General features: G+C 61.7%; 16 protein-coding genes. 11 read left to right on the top strand and 5 right to left on the bottom strand.

Translation table 11 applies throughout. The features are described from left to right. Positions 1-43: 43 nt before the first annotated feature. The gene (locus tag FHX06_RS22980; protein ID WP_183880995.1) at positions 44-1,117 is read right to left on the bottom strand and encodes an aldo/keto reductase; all 1,074 of its coding nucleotides are present in this window, start codon (positions 1,115-1,117) and stop codon (positions 44-46) included. A 95-nt stretch (positions 1,118-1,212) separates the two neighbouring features. On the opposite strand from FHX06_RS22980, the gene FHX06_RS22975 reads away from it, so the two are divergent. From FHX06_RS22975 to FHX06_RS22965, 3 genes are all read left to right on the top strand, one after another. Further along, entirely contained in the window at positions 1,213-2,112 is a 900-nt protein-coding gene (locus FHX06_RS22975) for a LysR family transcriptional regulator (RefSeq protein ID WP_183880994.1), read from the top strand. Positions 2,113-2,194: 82 nt separating this feature from the next. Further along, the gene (locus tag FHX06_RS22970; RefSeq protein ID WP_183880993.1) at positions 2,195-3,361 is read left to right on the top strand and encodes an AI-2E family transporter; all 1,167 of its coding nucleotides are present in this window, start codon (positions 2,195-2,197) and stop codon (positions 3,359-3,361) included. 23 nt (positions 3,362-3,384) lie between these two features. Further along, positions 3,385-4,677, top strand: a complete 1,293-nt coding sequence (locus FHX06_RS22965; protein ID WP_183880992.1) for an NAD(P)/FAD-dependent oxidoreductase — start codon at positions 3,385-3,387, stop codon at positions 4,675-4,677. 107 nt (positions 4,678-4,784) lie between these two features. Here FHX06_RS22965 and FHX06_RS22960 read toward each other — a convergent pair whose 3' ends face one another. Further along, complete coding sequence (locus FHX06_RS22960; protein ID WP_113210001.1) at positions 4,785-5,567, bottom strand: polysaccharide deacetylase family protein; 783 nt, start codon at positions 5,565-5,567, stop codon at positions 4,785-4,787. 161 nt (positions 5,568-5,728) lie between these two features. After that, positions 5,729-6,121: a DUF930 domain-containing protein gene (locus FHX06_RS22955; protein ID WP_029868963.1), complete on the bottom strand. Its 393-nt coding sequence runs from the start codon at positions 6,119-6,121 to the stop codon at positions 5,729-5,731. Positions 6,122-6,354: 233 nt separating this feature from the next. Here FHX06_RS22955 and FHX06_RS22950 point away from each other — a divergent pair, with 233 nt between their 5' ends. Then, the gene (locus tag FHX06_RS22950) at positions 6,355-8,463 is read left to right on the top strand and encodes a S9 family peptidase (RefSeq protein WP_183880990.1); all 2,109 of its coding nucleotides are present in this window, start codon (positions 6,355-6,357) and stop codon (positions 8,461-8,463) included. Positions 8,464-8,515: 52 nt separating this feature from the next. Continuing rightward, the gene (locus FHX06_RS22945; protein WP_183880988.1) at positions 8,516-9,043 is read left to right on the top strand and encodes a DUF1697 domain-containing protein; all 528 of its coding nucleotides are present in this window, start codon (positions 8,516-8,518) and stop codon (positions 9,041-9,043) included. On the opposite strand, the gene FHX06_RS22940 is transcribed toward FHX06_RS22945, so the two are convergent. Next, entirely contained in the window at positions 9,040-9,720 is a 681-nt protein-coding gene (locus FHX06_RS22940) for a TetR/AcrR family transcriptional regulator (protein ID WP_112970959.1), read from the bottom strand. The genes FHX06_RS22945 and FHX06_RS22940 overlap by 4 nt on opposite strands. A 219-nt stretch (positions 9,721-9,939) precedes the next feature. On the opposite strand from FHX06_RS22940, the gene FHX06_RS22935 reads away from it, so the two are divergent. Next, positions 9,940-10,887, top strand: a complete 948-nt coding sequence (locus FHX06_RS22935; protein ID WP_183880986.1) for a homocysteine S-methyltransferase family protein — start codon at positions 9,940-9,942, stop codon at positions 10,885-10,887. 41 nt (positions 10,888-10,928) lie between these two features. Further along, the gene (locus tag FHX06_RS22930; protein WP_246715618.1) at positions 10,929-11,144 is read left to right on the top strand and encodes a hypothetical protein; all 216 of its coding nucleotides are present in this window, start codon (positions 10,929-10,931) and stop codon (positions 11,142-11,144) included. 22 nt (positions 11,145-11,166) lie between these two features. On the opposite strand, the gene FHX06_RS22925 is transcribed toward FHX06_RS22930, so the two are convergent. Next, positions 11,167-12,615: an MDR family MFS transporter gene (locus FHX06_RS22925; RefSeq protein ID WP_183880984.1), complete on the bottom strand. Its 1,449-nt coding sequence runs from the start codon at positions 12,613-12,615 to the stop codon at positions 11,167-11,169. Between the two features lie 258 nt (positions 12,616-12,873). Here FHX06_RS22925 and FHX06_RS22920 point away from each other — a divergent pair, with 258 nt between their 5' ends. The 4 genes from FHX06_RS22920 (at position 12,874) to FHX06_RS22905 (ending at position 17,969) form a co-directional block, all read left to right on the top strand. After that, positions 12,874-14,376, top strand: coding sequence for a protein adenylyltransferase SelO (locus tag FHX06_RS22920; protein WP_183880982.1), 1,503 nt, complete (start codon positions 12,874-12,876; stop codon positions 14,374-14,376). Between the two features lie 48 nt (positions 14,377-14,424). Beyond that, entirely contained in the window at positions 14,425-14,970 is a 546-nt protein-coding gene (locus FHX06_RS22915; RefSeq protein WP_113208943.1) for a glutathione peroxidase, read from the top strand. A gap of 121 nt (positions 14,971-15,091) precedes the next feature. Further along, positions 15,092-17,431, top strand: a complete 2,340-nt coding sequence (locus FHX06_RS22910) for a glucose/quinate/shikimate family membrane-bound PQQ-dependent dehydrogenase (RefSeq protein ID WP_183880980.1) — start codon at positions 15,092-15,094, stop codon at positions 17,429-17,431. A gap of 76 nt (positions 17,432-17,507) precedes the next feature. After that, a complete protein-coding gene (locus FHX06_RS22905) occupies positions 17,508-17,969 on the top strand; it encodes a hypothetical protein (protein WP_183880978.1) in 462 nt (153 codons plus the stop codon). Positions 17,970-17,997 lie beyond the last annotated feature (28 nt).

Genomic DNA, 17,997 nt, shown 5'->3' with positions numbered 1-17,997 from the left:
GGCGCCGTTTCCGGCGCCATTTCCATTTGAATAACCTCGGACTTCAATGACGGGGCTCGATGGTCACCTCGCCGAACATGACGCCGCGCGTCAGCGGCTTGGCGAGGAAATCATGCGGGAAGCCAAGGACAATCGCGCTTGCCTCGGCGAGGCGGGCGCGGTGTTCGTCCGACAGGACGACATCGAGCGCACCAAGATTGTCTTCGAGCTGGGCCATCGTCTTGACGCCCATGATCGGCGAGGTCACGGCCGGGTTGGTGAGCGTCCAGGCGATCGCCACCTGGGCCGGCGTCTTGCCGATTTCGGCTGCGACCTGCTTCACGACATCGGCGATGCCGAGACTGCGTTCCGTCAGCGCACCGTTGCCGGCGGCGACATTCTTGCGGGTGCCGACCGCACTTGCCGTCCCCGCACCGATATCGAGATCGGAGCGGCTGTATTTGCCTGTCAGAACGCCCATGCCGAGCGGCGACCAGGGAATGACGCCGAGGCCGAGTTCATGGGCCATCGGGATCAGTTCGCGTTCCACCGTGCGTTCGATCAGGCTGTATTCGATCTGCAAGGCGACCAGCGGTGCCCAACCACGTAGGTCGGCCAGCGTCTGCATGCGCGCAACCTGCCAGGCGGGCGTGTCGGAGATGCCGGCATAAACGATCTTGCCGGCAGTAACGAGATCGTCGAGCCCGCGCATGACCTCTTCGACCGAGGTCGTGAAATCCCAGGCATGCAGGTAGAAGAGATCGATGTAGTCGGTATTCAGTCGCTTCAGACTGTCTTCTACCGAACGGATCATGCTGCGGCGATGATTGCCACCGGAATTCGGATCTTTCGGGCGCGAGGTAATCGTATATTTGGTGGCGATGATAAGCTCGTCGCGGCGGCCTTCGGCAAAGCGGCCGACGAGTTTTTCTGAGGTGCCACCGGTATATTGATTGGCGGTATCGATGAAGTTGCCGCCGCGATCGACATAGGCGTCGAACATGCGACGGGACTCCTCTTCGTCCGCGCCCCAGCCCCAGTCTGTTCCGAAGGTCATGGCGCCGAGCGACAGCGGCGAAACGCGCAGGCCGGAACGGCCGAGGAGACGGTAGCGGTCAAGGGACAATGTATCAGTCATGGGTAATCTCCTGTGTTGCAGACAGAAGATGCGCCTTGCCGATACTGACAACAATGCTACATTATCGGCATGGCTTCCTTAGAAAAGAGAGTATAATGCGCGGGAGTGACTATGCGGAGCTCAGGGCTTTTGCCGCGGTCGCCGAGCACGGCAATTTTGCCCGTGCGGCCGCCCGGCTCGGCATATCCGCCTCCGCGCTCAGCCAGACGATCCGCACGCTCGAGGAGCGGATGGGCATCCGGCTGCTCAACCGCACGACCCGTAGCGTGGCGCCGAGCGAGGCAGGCCAGCGCCTGCTTTCGAGGCTGCTGCCGGCACTTGCCGATCTCGACCAGGCGGTGGCGGATGTTTCTGCACTGCGCGATACGCCGGCCGGCCTGCTGCGCATCAACGCGCCGCGGGTTGCGATCGTACACAGGCTGGCGCCGCTGATTGCGCCTTTCCACGCGGCCTTTCCCGATATCGTCATGGACATCATCGTGGATGACAAACTCTCCGATATCGTCGCCGACCGCTTCGATGCCGGCATCCGGCTGGGCGAAATGGTGGAAAAGGACATGGTGAGCGTGAAACTCGGCGGCGAGATGCGGCTCGTCGTCGTCGCCTCGCCCGAATACATCGCGCGCCACGGCATCCCGGACACGCCGCGCGACCTGCGCGACCATTCCTGCGTCGTCTCCCGCTGGCCGACGGATGGCAGCCTCTATCACTGGGAATTCGAGCGCGGCGACGAGAAGCTTGAGGTTGCCGTTTCGGGACCGCTCAGCACCACCGACAACGATCTGATGCTGCGGGCCGTGCTCGATGGCGTCGGCATCGGTTATCTCTTCGACTATCACGTCGCGGAACATCTCGCCGCCGGACGGCTGATCAGCATGCTCGATGACTGGACACCGCCCTTCCCAGGCTTCCACCTCTATTATCCGAGCCGTCGCCAGATGCCGCCGCCACTACGCGCCTTCGTGGATTTCGTCGCGCGACAGCGGGCTGCCTAGCTGGCTCGATAGCAGAGGGGAACCTGTGGCAACCCCTGTGCGTTGATTGGCGAAGCAATCGGGCTTCGGGGACTTATCGCACATGGGTATCGCCAACGGCATCCGGAAACAGGCAAACAAGATCCGTCTTGGCGAACGCCATACCAGCGCATGGGCGCGAACACTGCAGGAAGCAGCCGAGGGGCTGCCACCGGCACCGGTGCGGCGCGTCGAGAAGGATGGGCTCGATGTCAGCATGGCCTGGGCCATCATCGGCATCTTCGGCATCCTCGGGCTTGCCGCCGTCTATCAGATGTCGCTGATCCTGATCCCGATCACGCTCGCCGTGGTCGTCGGCATGATCCTCGGGATGGCAGCCGAGAAACTTTCAAAGATGGGCGTGCCGCGGCTTGCCAATGCCGTGTTGCTTTCCAGCGGCGTCGCGCTTGTCATCTTTTTGCTCGTCAATTCGCTTGCCGGACCACTGACGATGCTTGCCAATGACGCGCCTGATTTCATCGATCGCACCACACAGCGCATCATGCCTTATCTGGAACGGATCGAGTGGCTGCACATCACGCCCGCGACTTTCCAGAGCGGGCCTATGTCCATCGAGTCCCTGCTGGCTAATACCGGCAACGTCCTGCACGTGGTGACGACGAACCTGACGCCGGCGCTGGTACAGGGGCTGATCTTCTTTGCTGCCCTGCTACTCTTTCTTGCCAGCCGTGTCAGCCTGCGCAAGACGATCATCATGACCTTCCGCGAGCGTGCGCGGAGGCTCGCGGCAATCCGCGTCATCAATGCGGTGGAACAGGCGCTCGGCTTTTACTTCGCCACAGCCTCGCTGATCTATGTCGCGCTTGGTGTCGTCATGACCATCATCGCCTATGCCGGCGGTCTGCCGACGCCCGTTCTCTGGGGCTTCTTCGCCTTCATCTCGAGCTTCATCCCCTATCTCGGCATCACGATGATGACCTTTGCCGTGGCTATCGCAGGCGTCATGTCCCATGACGGCATCGTCATCGGCCTCATTCCGGCGGCGGCATTCTTCACCGTGCACCTCGTCATGGAGAACCTTATCTTCCCCGCGGTCATGGGGCGGCGGCTGGAGATCAACCCCTTCGTCGTCTTCCTGGCGATCATCTTCTGGACGTGGATGTGGGGGGCGGTCGGCGCCATGCTGGCCCTGCCGCTGTCGCTCGTCGTCATGACCATCATCGACGAACTGCTGATCGAGGAAAAACCACAGCCGCAACTGCCGAAGTAACGACAGCGCCCGGAGACAAGCCTATGGCATCCGACCTGCATCTCAACGAAGCCAGCCACGACGAGCTCGTGGGCGGCTGCTCGCTCTGGGGCAGGAACGGCGTGCAACCGGTCTATCAGCCGCTGGAGCAGAGCTTCAAGACCGATATCGCCATTATCGGCGGCGGCATCACCGGCGCGCTTGCCGCCGAACATCTGACGGCGCGCGGCTTCTCGGTGGTCGTCATCGACCGCGAACAGCCTGGGCTCGGCAGCACCGCGGCAAGCACGGCGATGCTGCAATGGGAGATCGACCGCACGCTCGGTGAGTTGGAGACCTTTTACGGCTTCGAGCGGGCGGCCGGCATCTATCGCCGCAGCGCTGCCTGTGTCGCGGGGCTTGCCAAGCTGATTGCCGCCCATGGCATTACCTGCGGTTTCCAGCCCCGCAATACGCTCTACGTCGCCAACAACCACGAGGGTGCGCGCGAACTGATGGACGAACGGCAGCTTCGCCGCCGGGCGGGACTGCCGGGCCACTATCTCGAACATCCCGATCTCCTCACCCAATACGAATTCGACCGCGATGCAGCGATCCTCTCACCGGGGTCAGCGGAGGCCGATCCGCTGCTGCTCACCTGGTCTTTGCTGCAGATTGCCTTTTCGCGCGGTGCGCGGCTGATCAACGCCTCGGTGACCGGGCTTCACAGCGAAGGCGGGCGCGTCACGGCCGAGACAAACGGCGCCCATGTGATCGAGGCGCGGCATGTGGTGCTGGCGACCGGATATTCCATGCCCGGCCTCGACATGCCGAAGCTGCATCGCACCAGTTCCAGCTGGGCGCTCGCCACGGTGCCGCAGAAGCCTGACGATCTCTGGCGGGATGGCATGCTGCTCTGGGAAGACAGCCATCCCTATCTTTACGTGCGCACCACTGACGACAACCGTATCATCGCCGGCGGCGAGGACGACGACACGACCGACCCACAAGAGCGCGACCGCAAGCTGCCGGGAAAGGTCATGGCGATCCGGGAAAAGCTGAAGCGGCTATGGCCGAAGGCGGATACACGGGTGGAGCATGCCTGGTGCGGCACCTTCGGTGAGACGGCAGACGGCCTGCCGCTGATAGGTCCTGTGCCCAGCATGGCCGGCGTTTATGCCGCCTACGGCTACGGCGGCAACGGCATCACCTTCTCCTACCTCGCCGGGCAGATGATCGGCGCAATGCTCGCCGGCATGCATCGTGACTGGTTCGAGGATTTCGCCCTCGACAGGGATGCGCCGACCATGCGGAGTTTCGCGGCGGATTGGACGCGGACCGGCGAGGAACTGAGATAAGCCCCGTCCCAGAGCATTTCCGTTTATTTTGAATCAGGAAAGTTCTCTATCTCTTTGCTTTCACGCAATTCCGGACGCAATCCGCTGCACACTTTTGCGGCGTTGCTCTATTCCGTCGTCTTGTCGTCGCCCGTATCGGCAACATCCTGCAGCCGGACGAACTCCGTGCCTTTTGCCTTGAGATCGACGAGCGCCTTGGCGACGCCCTCACCGGCCGCATGGGTCGGCTGGTTGATATGGGAGATGACGACATCGCCATCCTTGGCCGAGGAAATGCGCTTTTCGGTGACCGCCGCACCCAGCAGCGAGCCGCCGTCGCCATTCACGGAATAACCGGCGATGCGGTATCCCATGGCACGGATCTGGCCGATGGCCGAGAGATCGTATTTGGCAGTCGAGCCCCGGAACCAGTGGGGTGCGGGAATGCCTGATGCGACCATGGCGGCAGCACCGCCCTCCACCTCCTGCCTGACGGCATCGGGCGATCCGGCGGATGCAATGCCATAGACCAGCACCGGCTTGTCGATTGCCGGGATATGCTTCTCGCCGTGATTCTCCAGCTCGAAAAGGTCGGGATTCTGCAGAAAGACGGCAACCGCCTTCGGATTGCGTTTCAGCCAGCGGGCGGTGACGAAGATCGTCGCCGGGATGCGCTCGCTGACGAGCGTCGACAGGATGCGCTCATCAGCCTCGCCCATGCAGGCATCGAAGGTGAGCGCGATACGGGCGCGGCCTGATACGTTGGAGCGGGCGATGTGCAGATGCGGCTCAACGAGCTTCGGACCGGCTGCCGCTGGCGTATGGGCTGGCATGGCAGGAGCAAGTATTTCGGCGGCAAATGCCGACGGGGCAGCCAGGAGCAGCGCAGAGGCGAGAAGACAGCGTTTCATGAAGAATCAGATTCAGTTGATGTTTTAGACAATATTAAAACAAAGAAACGAAGCGGGCCATGTGGCCTGATGCCGCCCGGCGCGAGCGGTTCATGTCTCAATCTGCCCGCATTCCTGTGCCCGTCACCGGAATGCGAGAGTGCCGGGAAGAGGCCGAGGGCTCAATCGTAAAGATAGTATTTTGTCCACTTATCCTTCGGCACCTTGTCACCGATCTTGTACTGCAGGTTACGCACATTGATGTGCTGCGGGCCGGTAATGCAGGTGTAGGAAAGGTGATACCAATCGCCCTTGCTGCGGAAGACGGCGCCGGGGGCTTCGAGGCGGTCATCGCTTGGGATCGGGTCCTTGAATGTGTACGCGATGACCTTGTCCGGCCGGAAGCCGGTGCCGTCCTGGTTGATGCGGCTCATGGCCTCGGTATCGCAGCTCTGCTCGAGGCGGGTGGCCGGATCCAGCTTTTCGAGCTGCTTCTTGATGGCGGGATCGACAGCAAGGGCGGATGAGGCTGCAAGGGCTGCAAGCGACATAAACAGGACCAGACGTTTCGGCATTACGGAGAAACCTTTACTGTTATGTATTCATCATAATGCCGCCGGAAACTTGCCGGAGGCCTGACGCGGGTGCAATTTTCGCGCAGCGCTAGCGGACATTCTTAAACAATGTGGTGACATCAAGGCAACGCGCCGGCCATTTTGTCTCAATAAGGTTCACCGGCCGACGCTTGATCATGACCCGCCGCACCTCTATCTCTTGCCCACCGATACCGCCCTTTACGGAGCTTTCCTTGACCGCTTTCAAGAACCTGCCCGCCCCGCCCGCCGCTGAAAAAAGACCCGTCTCCGATACGCGGCACGGCATCACGCGCACTGACGACTATGCCTGGCTGCGGGCAGACAACTGGCAGGCCATGTTCAAGGATCCCTCCATCCTCGACGCGGATATCCGCGCCCATCTGGAAGCCGAAAATGGCTACATGAACGCGGCCATGGAAGACACCAAGGCCTTGCAGAAGGTGTTGTTCGCCGAAATGCGCGGCCGCATCAAGGAAGACGACAGCTCGGTCCCGATGAAGGACGGCCCTCATGCATACGGCACGTCCTTCGTCACCGGCGGCGAGCAGCCCCGCTATTTCCGCATCCCGCGCGATGGCAATGTGAAAGACGAGACGATCCGTACAATCCTTCTCGACGGCGACAAGGAAGCCGCCGGCAAGGCCTATTTCCGACTCGCCGGCCTCGATCATTGCACGGACCACAGCCGCGGCATCTGGGGCTATGACGACAAGGGCTCGGAATTCTTCACGCTCAGGGTTCGCGATCTTTCAAGCCTCGAAGACCTGTCCGACGTGATCGAGAATACCGGTGGCGGCGGGGTCTGGGCGCCCGACGGGAAGAGCTTCTTCTATTCGGCGCTCGACGAGAACCATCGTCCGTCGAAGGTTTTCCACCATGTCCTCGGCACGCCGCAGAGCGAAGACCGGCTGGTTTACGAGGAGGCGGATGCCGGCTTCTTCATGGGCGTCGGCGGCTCGCTGCTCGACGACTTCATTTACATCGACATCCATGACCACGAGACGAGCGAATACCGCCTCTTGTCGACGAAGGATCTGAACGCCGAGCCGAAGCTGGTGGCGGTGCGCGAAGAAGGCATCGAATATTCGCTGACCGAAGGCGGCGACGTCTTTTACATTCTCACCAATGACGGCGGCGCCAAGGATTTCAAGATCATGGAAACGCCCGTTGACAAGCCGGGCAAGGAGAACTGGCGCGAGGTCGTGCCGCACAAGCCGGGCACTCTGATCATCAGCCACATGGCCTATGCTCGCCATCTCCTGTGGCTCGAGCGCAAGGACGGCCTACCGCAGATCATGATCCGCGACCGTCTGAGCGGCGAAGAACATGCAATCGCCTTCGACGAGGAAGCCTATTCGCTCGGCCTTTCGGGTGCCGCCGAATATGACACAGACGTCATCCGCTTCTCCTATTCCTCGATGACGACGCCCTCGCAGCTCTACGACTACAACATGGTCACCCGCGAGCGCACGCTCTTGAAGACGCAGGAAGTGCCATCGGGCCATAACCCTGACGACTATGTCACCCGCCGCGTCTTTGCACCGGCATGGGATGGCGAAAAGGTACCGGTGACCCTGCTCTATCGCAAGGATACGCCGCTCGACGGCTCCGCTCCCTGCCTGCTCTATGGCTACGGCGCCTATGGCATTACCATTCCAGCCGGCTTCAACACCAATTGCCTGTCGCTCGCCGATCGCGGCTTCGTCTATGCCATCGCCCATATTCGCGGCGGCAAGGACAAGGGCTTTGCCTGGTACGAAGACGGCAAGATGGACAAGAAGACCAATACCTTTAAGGACTTCGTCGCTGCCGCTGACTATCTGAATCAGGAGAAGTTCACGTCCTACGCGAACATTATCGCCGAGGGCGGGTCTGCCGGCGGCATGCTGATGGGTGCGGTCGCCAACATGGCGCCGGAGAAATTCGCGGGTCTCATCGCCGCCGTTCCCTTCGTCGACGTGCTGAACACCATGCTCGACGACACGCTGCCGCTCACCCCGCCGGAATGGCCGGAATGGGGCAACCCGATCGAGAGCCGCGAAGAATACGAGCAGATTGCCGCCTATTCGCCCTATGACAATGTCGGCGCCAAGCCCTATCCGCCGATCCTGGCGCTCGGCGGCCTGACGGACCCGCGCGTCACCTATTGGGAGCCGGCGAAATGGGTCGCAAAGCTGCGCGACAAGACGACGGGTGCCGCACCCATCCTGCTCAAGACCAACATGGACGCCGGCCATGGCGGGGCTTCCGGCCGCTTCCAGCGGCTGGAAGAGATCGCATTCGAATATGCATTTGCGATAAAGGTAGCGGCCAAGATGTAGGGCGCGCGGATGTGGCGTGCCCTGGTGCGCCACTCGCTCAAGGGAGGGAGAAATGGCCGTCTATATCGCGCTGCTGAGAGCCGTGAATGTCGGCGGCACGGGCTCCCTGCCGATGGCCGAGCTGAAGTCGATCTGCGAGCAGCTCGGCTTCACCGACGTGAAGACCTACATCCAGAGCGGCAACGTCCTGTTCCGTTCGGATGGGGCCGAAAAGGCGGTGGAGGAGAAGCTCGACGAGGCACTGGGAAAGAAGATGGGCAAGCGACCGGGCGTTATGGTGCGCAGCCGCAGGGAGCTTGACGGCATCATCGCCCACGCGCCCTTCCCTGAGGCCAAGCCGAATTTTCTGCTGGTCTATTTCCTGCCCGAGGCAGCACCCAAGGATGCACTGGAAAAGTTGGTGGCGCCCGATGGCGAGGAAGCAAAGCTCGCCGGGCGCGAAATCTATGTGCACTATCCCATCGGCTCCGGCCGATCGAAGCTGAAGCTTCCGGCACTGAAGGCGGGCACGTCCCGCAACCTCAACACCGTACGCAAGCTTGCCGGCCTGGCGGCTGAGCTGGAAGACGGCAAAGCCTAAAGCTGCTCGCCACTCCTTACCGTGCCATAGATATGTTCATGTCTGACGGCAACGAGCGGCGACTCGATGGCGGGCAGGAAGAGCATCCTCACGAAGATGCGCAGCATCAGCACCTGTTCGGCGAGCGTATTCGGCTCCTTCAGCGTCTTTGAGAGAACAATGCCGCCTTCCAGCACCGAAGAAACCATATCGGCGAGTTGGTCGACATCGACGGGCTCGCGTGGCGAATAGACTTCCATGATCTCGCGGAACATGCGGCCGAAGCGGCGGCGCCAGGCAAGTACGGCATTGCGGTTGGTCTCCTGGATCTCGCGATCGAAGAGCCGCTCGTAATAGCAGACGGTCGCCACGAGACAGCCCGGATGACCGTTCGGCAGGTCGGCCACCAGTTCGGAGAGCAGCTTCAGGCCCAACAGAAAGGATTGCAGCGGATCATCCATCAGATCGCGCGCACGGCTGAAGATCTCGTCATAGATCCGTTCGTCGTTTTCGATGTAGCGGTTGAGCAGCGCTTTCGCGAGCTCGTTCTTGTCCTTGAAGTGGTAAAAGAAGCCGCTCTTGGTAATGCCGGTTTCGACGATCAATTCCTCGATGGACGTGCCGCCGAACCCCTTCTGCAGGACCGCTGCTTCCGCCACATCAAGGATGCGATTCCGCGTTTCTTCGCCCTTTCGCATGTTCCCCTCCTGTACCCACGGTACAGTTTTCTGGACAGCTAGATCGAGCCCGCCTGCGCCCCCGGCAGCACCGGCCCATGCAAGGGATTGATTTCAATCCGCAAAATTCGAAACCTGTGATAGTATACCGCAAGTCGCCTAGTTTGACACCAGAATAAGCGGCAGAACATGACCATCGACGGCAGTCATTTCAGGCGCCTCGACTGGAGAGGTTTCACGATGGCAAAGTACAGGCATGGGTTGCCGCAGCTTAAAGGCGGCGCCTTCATTAGCGATGGCGGCATGGAAACCACGATGATCTTTCAAGAAGGCATCGATCTTCCGCATTTCGCCTCCTTCGTATTGCTGGCATCCGAAGACGGGCGGGAGCGCACGAAGAACTACTATCGCCGCTACCTGGATATCGCCCGGCGACACGGCACGGGCTTCGTGCTCGACACTGCCACATGGCGTGCCAATCCCGACTGGGGTCAGAAGCTCAACTATACGACCGAAGCGCTGCAAACAGCAAACGAGCAAGCCGTCGAACTGCTCGTGGGCTTGCGCCACGACTATGAGCGACCGGAGCAACCAATCGTCGTCAGCGGCGCCATAGGCCCGCGCGGCGACGGCTACAAGGCGGGCGTCATGAGCGCCGACGAAGCGGAGGACTATCACGCCTTCCAGATCGAGACCTTCGCCGGCACCGAGGCCGATATGGTCGCCGCCTTCACGCTGACCAATATCGACGAGGCGATCGGCATTGCGCGGGCAGCCAGCACGCTCGGCATGCCCTGTGCCATCTCCTTCACGCTGGAGACGGATGGCCGGCTGGTGACCGGCCGCAGCCTTCAGGATGCGATCGAGACGACGGATGCGGCCACCGGCGGATCGCCGGCCTACTACATGATCAACTGCGCCCACCCGACGCATTTCGAGGCGGCGCTCGATCATGGCAGCGGCTGGGTAAAGCGCATTTCCGGCATCCGCGCCAACGCTTCGACCATGAGCCATGAACAGCTCGACAACAGTGAGGTGCTGGATGCCGGCGACCCTGCCGATCTCGGCCAACGCTACCGCGAGCTCCTTCGCCGCATGCCGCAGGTGCGCGTGCTCGGCGGCTGCTGCGGCACCGACCACCGCCATGTCGCGGCGATCTGCGAAGCGTGCCTGCCCCGGGCGGCGTGACGGAGTGAGCGGGAGGGCATGGCGTGACGATGGTGGGGGCAATGACACGCCGGCGCAGCTGGCGTGATCTGTGGCTTGCGATTAAAGGGCAACAGACGCAAGCCGAACCGGAGGCGGCTGTGGAGGTGGCATTGCAGGATATGGATCTTGCGGCCTTCGAGGACCTCGACCGCCGCATGGCCTACGGGCTCCAGGCGGACCAACGCAAGGCGCGTCCATTGCGGCGCAGGCGATTGCGGGAACCTGTCGGCCTCTGACGAAGAGAAAGGCGCCTCAGCTTCAGGCTGCGGCGCCTTTCTTGTGCTTGACCCTGTAGCCGCTGATCTCTTCGCCCGCCGTCGGCGAGAAGCGCAGGTTCCAGATGGTGGCGGTGATCGAAATGATCGCAACGACGATGAAGGCGATCGAGAAATCGCCCAGCTCCGGTGTTTCGACACCATTGAAAGCCATGGAGCCATGCAGCGCCAGTGCGCCGATGCAGATGCCGAGCGACAGCATGAGCTGCTGGAAGGTGGTGTAGAAGCTCGTTGCCGAGCTCATCCGTTCCGGGCCGATATTGTCATAGGCAATGGTATTGTAGGCCGTGAACTGGAACGACATGAAGAAGGCGCTAAGCACGAGCGCGATGAAGATCAGCGGCATTGGCCAGTCGGGCCGGAAGGCGGCACAGAGACCATAGCCGATCGTGCCGAGAATGCCGTTTATGATCAGGCTTTTGCGGAAGCCGACACGGCGGAAGACGGCTTTGGCAAGCGGCTTCATGAAGAGTGCGCCAAGTGCGGTGGAAATGACGATCTGGCCGGCCGCAGCAGCCGAAAGGCCGAAGCCGATCTGGAAGAGCAGTGGCAGCAGGAAGGGTTGCGCGCCTTGGGTGATGCGCGTCAGCGAGCCGGCAATGACCGACGTGCCGAAGCTTGGTACCTTCATCAGCGAGAAATCCATGATCGGGGCCGGATGCTTTCGGGCATGGCGCAGATAGGCGATGCCGAAAAGCAGGCCGATGGCGATCAGGAAGATCGAGAAGGAGCCCTGCCCCTCATGGCTCGAGAGTTCGAAGCCGAACAGCATCGAGCCGAGCGAAATGCCCGAGAGGATGAAGCCGATCGTATCGAAGGGGCCGGCGGCCTTACCCTTCACCTCGTCGATATAGATCGACACGAAGATCATGCCGATGATGCCGATCGGCACGTTGATGTAGAAGATCCAACGCCAGTCGAGATAGGTGACGATGAAGCCGCCGAGCGGAGGGCCGACGATCGGGCCGATCAGCGCCGGCACCAGCAGCCAGGACATGGCGCTGACCATGTCCTTGCGGTCGACGCTGCGCATCAGCACCAGACGGCCGACGGGCATCATCATGGCGCCGCCGATGCCCTGCAGCAGGCGGGCAAGCACGAGGAACGTCAAGGTCGGCGCAAAGGCACAGAGGATCGAGCCGACCACGAAGACGGCGATCGCCGAGCGGAAGACGGTGCGCGATCCGAAACTGTCTGCCACGCGGCCGCTGGCGGGAATGAAGATCGCAAGGCTGAGCAGGTAGGAGGTCAGCGCAATCGACATGGCCGGGGCGTCGACGCCGAAATCGCGCGCCATCGTCGGCAGCGCGGTCGCCAGCACGGTTGCGTCGACATTTTCCATGAGCATGGCACTCGCGACAATCATCGCGATCACCCGGAAATTGGGTGCTGCACGCCGGACCATCGGCGCATGATAAATCTGATCCGACATCGTCAGGGATCACTCGCAAAGGCGCAGCGGAGCACACGGGGCGACAAGGCCGCGGGGATGACATGGCAAAAATGCCAAGAGGAGATGGTTTTGCTATACGCCTGCAATCATGGCGGCGCTATGTCTTTTATGGCACATCTGCTTTGCCGAGAGGTAAAGGCCGATCACCATTCCTTGCACTTTTTTGCCCTTCGTGAAGCGGATGGTTTGGACCTAAGGCGGCTTGCGTGACCGCATCTGCGGCCCTACCTATTAGTCATGACCTCCGCCCCGCAGACAAACCCGCCGGACAACGCCTTCGGCTTCGACAACAGCTATGTGCGGCTACCGCAGAACTTCTTCGCCCTGCAGGCGCCGACGCAGGTGGCCGAGCCGTGGCTGATCAAGCTCAACGAACCGCTGGCTAGAGAACTGGGGCTTGATGTCGAGGTCCTGAAGCGCGATGGCGCAGCAATTTTTTCCGGAAATCTCGTGCCTGGCGGCGCGGAGCCGCTGGCGATGGCCTATTCCGGCCATCAGTTCGGGCATTTCGTGCCACTGCTCGGCGACGGGCGCGCGATCCTTCTCGGAGAAGTGATCGACCGCAACGGGAAGCGCCGCGATATCCAGCTCAAGGGCGCGGGCCAGACGCCGTTTTCGCGCCGCGGCGACGGGCGGGCAGCTCTCGGTCCGGTGCTGCGCGAATATATCATCAGCGAGGCGATGTTTGCGCTCGGCATTCCCGCCACGCGGGCGCTTGCCGCCGTGCTGACCGGCGAAGGCGTTCGGCGTGAGGATATCTTGCCGGGCGCCGTCTTCACGCGCGTCGCAGCAAGCCATATCCGCGTCGGTACCTTCCAGTATCTTGCCGCTGGTGGCGACGAGGACGGCATCAAGGCACTCGCCGATCATGTCATCGAACGGCACTATCCCGAGCTGAGGGCGGCGGAAAATCCCTATCTCGCGCTCTATGAAGCTGTCTGCGACCGGCAGGCGGCGCTGATCGCCCACTGGCTGCAGGTGGGCTTCATCCATGGAGTGATGAATACCGACAACATGACGATCTCGGGCGAGACGATCGATTTCGGTCCCTGCGCCTTCATGGATATCTACGATCCGATGACGGTGTTCTCGTCGATCGACCAGCACGGGCGCTACGCCTATGCCAATCAGCCGGGCATCGGGCAATGGAACCTGGCGCGGCTCGGTGAAGCGCTGCTGCCGCTTGTTGATGCCGACAAAGACAAGGCGATCGAGCATGCCAACGCCATCATCAAGGCCTATGGCGAGCGTTTCCACGCCTATTGGCTGCAGGGCATGCGCGGCAAGATCGGCCTGACTTCAATCGAAGACGGCGATCTCGAACTCATCCAGTCATTGCTGGCGCTGATGCAGGCAGGGGGAGCGGATTTTACGTTGACCTTCCGGCGGCTGTCGGCTGTTGCAGGCGACGAGGCGTCCGAGGCGGTATTCACATCGACTTTCCGCGAGCCTGCTGCCGGCACCGAATGGCTGGCGCGCTGGCGCGAGCGGCTTTCGCGCGATCCGCAGATGCCCAGTGATCGGGCTGCAGCAATGAAGCAGGTCAATCCGGCCTTCATTGCGCGCAACCATCGGGTCGAGCAGGCGATCGAGGCGGCCGTTGAGGACGGCGATTTTTCGCTGTTCGAGGCGCTGCTCACAGTTCTTTCGCACCCCTATGAGGAACAGCCGGCGTTTGCAGCCTATATGGACCCGCCGAAGCTGGAAGAGCGGGTGCTCCAGACCTTCTGCGGAACCTGATTCCAGACAATTCCAATTCAACTCGCCCCATATTCATTGGAGATAACAATGACTGACCTTCTCGATATTCCGGTCAAGACAGTGCAAGGACGTGAGACGACGCTCAACGAATATCGCGGCCAGGTGCTGCTCATCGTCAATGTCGCCTCCAAGTGCGGCCTGACGGTGCAGTATGAAGGGCTTGAAAAGCTCTATGCCGACAAGCGCGAGCGCGGCTTCGTCATCGCCGGCTTCCCGGCCAATGACTTCAAGGGCCAGGAGCCGGGCACGGATGCGGAAATCCTGGATTTCTGCACCAGCACCTTCGGCGTCGATTTCCCAATGTTCTCGAAGATTTCCGTCAAGGGACCGGACAAGCACCCGCTCTACAAGAACCTGACCGGCTCCGATGTGGAAACGACAGGCGAAGGGCCGATGCGTGAGCGGCTGAAGGGCGCCGGCCTCGCCGGCGACGACAAGGAAATCCTCTGGAACTTCGAGAAATTCCTCGTCGGCCGCAATGGCAAGGTCGTCGCCCGTTTCGCCCCCGACGTGACGGCGGACGATAGCCGCCTGGTCTCCGCAATCGACCGAGAGCTTGCAAAAGCCAACTAGCGCGCCAGTTTCAACCGCGGCCAAATGCGGCGGTTGAAAGGCAGGCCTCCCGCTCTATCTGCCTGATCGGCGTATGTTTTTCGCCATTTTCCGATCCGGCTAACCAGCGGGAGACTGCCTTATGGCAATCGTCATTACCTCCATACTCTTCATCATTTTCGGACTGGCGCTCGGCGGCGGGGGGCTGTGGCTCGTCACGCTTGGCGGCAGCGTCTTCTATCTCTTCGCGGGACTGATGTTCCTGCTGACGGCAGGCCTGCTTCTCATGCGCAAGGCAGTCGCGCTGTGGGTCTATGCGGTACTCGTCGTCGTGGCTCTCGCCTGGGCAATCTGGGAGGTGGGGTTCGACTGGTGGCAGCTCGGGCCGCGCGGCGGCCTGATCATCCTCTTCGGGCTCTGGCTGCTGACGCCATGGATCCGCAGGCCGCTCGGTTTTCGCAGCCCGACCGGCATCTATTACGGTGCCAATCCCTGGCCGCTGGCCATTCCGGTCATTCTGGCCATCATCGTCGCCGGATATTCCATGACGACGGATCCGCATGACCTCGCCGGCGATCTGCCGACGCAATCATCCGCTGCAACGCCGGCTTTTGGTGGCAATGTGCCTGACGGCGAATGGCATCAATATGGCCGCACGCCCTACGGCCAGCGCTATTCGCCGCTTGACCAGATCACTGTGCAAAATGTTTCCACCCTCGATGAGGTGTGGCGCTACCAGACCGGCGACGTGAAGAAGCCCGACGATGTCGGCGAGACCACCTATCAGGTCACCCCGCTGAAAGTCGGCAACACGCTTTATCTGTGCACGCCGCACAATTGGGCGATTGCGCTCGATGCCAAGACCGGCCAGCAGAAATGGAAATATGACGCCAATTCCGGCATGAACCCGGACCGGCAGCACCAGACCTGCCGCGGCGTGACCTATTACAGCGATGAGGCGACACCTGCCGGCCAGCCTTGCAAGGAGCGTGTCTACCTGCCGACTTCGGATGCACGCCTCATCGCGCTCGACGCGACCAACGGGCAGGTCTGCGCGAGCTTTGCCGACCATGGCGTGCTGCAGCTACAGACCGGCATGCAATACAACCCGGCCGGCTACTACTACTCCACGTCGCCGCCGGTCGCTGTCGCGGGCAAGATCATCATCGGCGGGGCGGTCAACGACAACTATTCGACGAAAGAACAGTCCGGCGTCATCCGCGCCTATGACATCAACAGCGGCGCGCTGATCTGGAACTGGGATTCCGGCAATCCCGACCAGACGACACCGTTGGCCGAGGGCCAGCATTACACGACGAATTCGCCGAACAGCTGGTCGGTCTTCAGCGTCGATGACCAGCTCGGCATGGTCTATATCCCGCTCGGCAACCAGGTGCCGGACCAGCTCGGCATGAACCGCAGCGCCAATGTCGAGAAGTTCTCGTCGTCGGTCGTGGCGCTCGACATCAATACGGGCCAACTGCGATGGGTGCAGCAATTCGTTCACCACGATCTCTGGGACATGGACGTGCCGGCCCAGCCGGTGCTCGTGGACCTGACGAAGCAAGATGGAACAGCGGTGCCGGCGCTCGTCGCGCCTACCAAACAGGGCGACATCTACGTGCTCGACCGGCGCACCGGCCAACCGATCATTCCCTTCAAGGAGATTCCGGCACCCGGTGGCACGATCCCGGAAGATCATAGCGCGCCGACCCAGCCGATCTCCGATCTCACCTTCTCCCCTGAGCCGCTGCAGGAAAAGGACATGTGGGGCGTCTCGCTGTTCGACCAGCTTGCCTGCCGCATCGAATTCCACCGCTACAAATACGAGGGCCGCTATACACCGCCCTCGCTGCAGGGAACGATCGTCTATCCCGGCAATTTCGGCACGTTCAACTGGGGTTCGGTCGCCGTCGATCCGGAGCGCCAGGTGATGTTCGCCATGCCGACCTACCTGGCCTTCACCTCGCGCCTGGTACCGGCCGCCGATATTCCGCCGCGTGGCCAGGACGAGAAGGGCAGCGAACAGGGCCTCAACCGCAATGACGGTGCGCCCTACGGCGTATTCATGGGTCCCTTCCTCGGGCCGCTGCAGATTCCCTGCCAGGCGCCGCCTTGGGGTTATGTCGCCGGCGTGGATCTCCGCACCGGCCGCATCGCCTATATGCACAAGAACGGCACGGTGCACGACATGACGCCGCTGCCCCTGCCCTTCAAGGTGGGCGTGCCCGGTATCGGCGGGCCAATGATGACCAAGGGCGGCGTCGCCTTCCTGGGCGCCGCCGTCGACAACTATCTGCGCGCCTATGACGTGACGAACGGCCGACAACTGTGGGAAGCCCGGCTTCCGGCCGGCGGTCAGGCGACGCCGATGACCTATATGACGGATGACAACAAGCAATATGTCGTGATGGTTGCGGGCGGCCACGGTTCGGTCGGCACCAAGCCGGGGGACTACGTGATCGCCTACTCGCTGCCGTAGTGCAACCAGAAGGAGACACCAGCTCCGGGCAGGTTTGCCCCATCATACTGCTACCGTTTTTCAGGGGGATTTTTTCATGGAAATCGGTAGCAGCCTTTCAATTTACTCTGGCCTTGGTGCACTTTTCGAGCAGGGCAAATCCAAGAATAAGCAGGCCGACGAATTTGGCGGCAGTGCACGCAATCAGTCCGGCGCCGGCCTGCAGCCGAGCGCGACCCCGCCGTCGATCGCCAATACGATGTGGGCAGTACAAGCCGGCAACGAGACCTATATCAACCCGTCGGACGCCGAAATGGAAGCCAAGGCCGCACACAGGAGCCTGGTCGATGAGTTCACCGACTGGAGCAACATGGACCCGGCCGAATTCATCCGTGCCCGATACCTGGAATCACGCGGCCTGACCGAGGACGACCTGAAGGCCATGCCTGCCGATCAGCGCGAGGCGATCGAGAAGGAAATTGCCGAACAGATCAAGCGTGAACTCACCGGCATTGAGGATAACGGAACCGCGACAACAGACGACGTTCCAGCCGCCTGAGGCCGCAACACCAACCGACATGCGGCGG

The sequence above is a fragment of the Rhizobium sp. BK512 genome (assembly GCF_014194915.1).
Lineage (GTDB): Bacteria > Pseudomonadota > Alphaproteobacteria > Rhizobiales > Rhizobiaceae > Rhizobium.
The sequence above is the reverse complement of the archived record's forward strand: the minus strand, read 5'-3'. Positions and strand labels throughout refer to the sequence as shown.